The organism is Planctomycetota bacterium, from assembly GCA_016872555.1.
Lineage (GTDB): Bacteria > Planctomycetota > Planctomycetia > Pirellulales > UBA1268 > F1-20-MAGs016.
In genome coordinates, this window is the sequence record VGZO01000121.1 from 1 (window position 1) to 2,993 (window position 2,993).

Annotated in this window: 3 protein-coding genes and 1 pseudogene; 2 read left to right on the forward strand and 2 right to left on the reverse strand. The window is 71.4% G+C overall.

The window, feature by feature from the left end; genetic code table 11:
• Window positions 1–85: 85 nt before the first annotated feature.
• Both FJ309_17325 and FJ309_17330 read left to right on the forward strand, forming a co-directional pair.
• Window positions 86–316 (forward strand): hypothetical protein, encoded by a 231-nt coding sequence (locus tag FJ309_17325; GenBank protein MBM3956335.1) that lies wholly within the window; start codon window positions 86–88, stop codon window positions 314–316.
• A gap of 236 nt (window positions 317–552) precedes the next feature.
• A pseudogene (locus FJ309_17330) lies at window positions 553–681 on the forward strand (NADP-dependent isocitrate dehydrogenase).
• A gap of 419 nt (window positions 682–1,100) precedes the next feature.
• Here the strand turns inward: FJ309_17330 and FJ309_17335 are convergent.
• Both FJ309_17335 and FJ309_17340 read right to left on the reverse strand, forming a co-directional pair.
• Complete coding sequence (locus FJ309_17335; protein ID MBM3956336.1) at window positions 1,101–2,381, reverse strand: GTP-binding protein; 1,281 nt, start codon at window positions 2,379–2,381, stop codon at window positions 1,101–1,103.
• A partial coding sequence (locus FJ309_17340; GenBank protein ID MBM3956337.1) for a DUF1826 domain-containing protein occupies window positions 2,378–2,993 on the reverse strand: 616 nt, incomplete at its 5' end. The genes FJ309_17340 and FJ309_17335, both read right to left, overlap by 4 nt.

Sequence of the window (2,993 nt, forward strand, 5' to 3'; positions counted from 1 at the left end):
CTTCCCGGCGGTGTCCCACCAGGAATGACGAGCGCAGTGGCCTTCAGGGGCAAAGGTGATCCCGAGGGTGATCCCGGGGGCGGCTATGAGCGTCCTTCGGGATGCCATCACCGAGGCCATGCTGGCCAAGGCGGACGAGTCACCGGCCATTAAGAGCAAGATGGACGAGGTGGCCGAAGCGATGGCGGCGGTCGGGCGCGACCTGATCGGCGAGCTGCCGAGGATGCGTCACTCGGGCCCCACCGATGTCAGCGAACTCGAGGTGTCCGTGAATGCCCTGACACCCGTCTCGCAGCCGCTCTATGCGGTGGCGTGAGGGGGGCGGCTTGCCGGGGTGGCGGAAGACGCCCGGGCCCTGGCCTGCGACCTCGACGCCGAGGCCCGCGAGGCCATCACCGCCGCGATCAAGTCCCGCGGCCCTGTCGCCAACCGCCGGGCGGTGTGAGCGGCCGTCGAGATCAGCCGAGGGCGATCTGGTCGACGAGCTTGAAAATCGCCGCGATCTCGTCGCCGGGAGGATTGCGGGCGAGGAACGCGTGGAGCGTCTCGTGCCGGACCGTCGAGGCGGAGGCGGCCCATGGCACGGTGACCCGCCACTCCCGGCAGCACCAGAAGGGCCAGTCGACGTCGACCAACCCGATCGCCTCCATCTTCGCCTGGACCCGCGGGCTCGCGCATCGGCTGGCGGTGTCGCTGGCGGGGATGGCCGTCGGCGCCGCGGTCGGCACCGGGTTGGCCATCCTTGGTCGGGCCGATCACGGCCGTCGGCCGGACGACGGGGAGGCGGCATGCGGCGCGGCAGCACCGAGCCTGATGTCGATCCTCGCCCTCGTGGGTGCCGTCTTTGGCTGGCAGGCGGTGCCCGCCGTCGCGGTGCTGGCCCTCCTGGCAGCCGCCGTCGCCCGTGGCTGGACCCGGTGGATCGGCCGTCGTGGTCCCATCCCGCTGGAGCTGTGCGTCGTCGGGGCCGTCGTTGTGCACCTGTTTCTGTGGCGATGGATCGTCGCCGCGTGGTCGGCGGGATTCCCCGTGGGCGCACCGGCGTGATCGCCGCCTTCGAGGCGGTCAGCAGGCGTTGGAGGCGCGGCTGGCCTGGCGGCTCACACCTCGATGGTGTCGCCGAGCGCCCCGTCGTCGCCGTCGGTCGCGATCCGCCAGGCCGGAAACGGATCGGGAAGACGGAGCCACGCCTCGGGGCCGGCATCCATCTCGTCGTCGGTGAGGCAGCAGGCGTCGAGCCGGTCGAGCAGGTCGTCGGCGAGCTTGGCACCAATGATGACGAGCTCCTGCCGGCGGTCGCCCCACGGCTCCTCCCAGATCTCGTCGATCTCGTCGCGGTCGAGCTCCTCCGGCCAGTCCTCCTCCGGGGCACTCGCCAGCCAGGAGCCGCCTGGCTGCAGGCTCGACACCGCGCCGGCGCTCGACCACACACCGGCCCAGTCGGGCCGCGTGGCCAGCCAGAGAAATCCCTTCGAGCGGATCACGCCCTTGAACGCCGGCCCGGTGATGAGATCCCAGAACCGCTGCGGATGGAGCGGCCGACGGGCCCGGAAGACCCGGCTCGAGATGCCGTATTCCTCCGTCTCCGGCACGTGGGTCCCCGGAGCCTCGGCGAGCCAGCCGGGATGGCTCGCGGCGTGGTCCATGTCGAAGAGGCCGGTGTCGAGGATCGCACTGAGCGGTACGGCGCCGGCGACGGCGCGGATGAGTCGGGCCGTCGGATTGAGCTTCCGCAGGATCGCCTCGAGGTAGGCCACGTCGTCGGCGTCCACGAGGTCGGTCTTGTTGATCACGATCACGTTGGCGAACTCGATCTGATCCACGAGCAGCTGCACGACGTCGCGGGCGTCGGTCTCGTCGAGGCCGATGCCCCGGTCGCGCAGCTCGTCGCGGGAGCAGTAGTCGTCGAAGAAGTTGCGGGCATCGACGACCGTCACGAGCGTGTCGAGCCGGGCGAGATCCGACAGGCTCGCCCCCGCCTCGTCGGTGAACGTGAACGTCTCGGCCACGGGAAGCGGCTCGGAAATACCCGTGCTCTCGACGAGGAGGTAGTCGAAGCGGTGCTCGCGGGCCAGCCGCGAGACCTCCTCGAGCAGGTCCTCGCGCAGTGTGCAGCAGATGCACCCGTTGGAGAACTCCACGAGCTTCTCGTCGGTGCGACTGAGGCGGGCGGTGGGCGGGGCCGCCGCGCCGCCCACGAGCTTCGCGTCGATGTTGACCTCGCTCATGTCGTTGACGATCACCGCCACGCGCCGCCCCTCGCGGTTGGCGAGCACGTGGTTGAGCAGCGTCGTCTTGCCGGCACCGAGGAAGCCCGAGAGCACCGTGACCGGCAGGCGGGCATCGGTATCGGCCGAGGCGGCAGTGGAATCGTGGGTCATGCCAGGGCTCCTGTGTGGTCGGGTGCGGGGTCGGGCGTGGCGGCGGTGAGCCAGTCGGCGTGGTCGATCGCGACGCAGAGGCGGCGCGTGCCGGGCCGCAGCGGCGGCGAGCGGTGCAGCACGCGGTCGGCGTGCGTCGGATGCCGGTGGCCCTTGAGCAGCACGAGGCTGCCCGGAGCAACGCGGTGCACCGTGTCGGCTGCGGGCATCTTGACGTATTCGGTGCCCGGTCCGACGTAGGTCGTCACGAGCCGCACGCGGACGTTGTCGCAGTGGAACTTCGGGCACGACTGCTCGTCGGTGAGGTCGAGCCGCACCTCGACACGGGGCCACGAGAAGACGGCGAGCATGCCGCAGACGAGCGAGAGGATGTCGTCCGCGACCGCGGCCCGCTGTCGCGCCGGCTTCACGAGGTCGAGCCGGGCCAGCGCGCGGTCGATCTTCGCGGCGGCTCCGCGGGCCGCGGTCGTGAACCGCACCTCGCCGAGCGTTCCGCCGGCGACCAGCGGGCCACACTCCACCGGCGGCGGCCGCCGGACCACCGCGATGTCGCATCCGGCGGCATCGATGTGCCGCACGGCCTCGTCCGTCCAGCCGGCGGCCCGGCGGGTG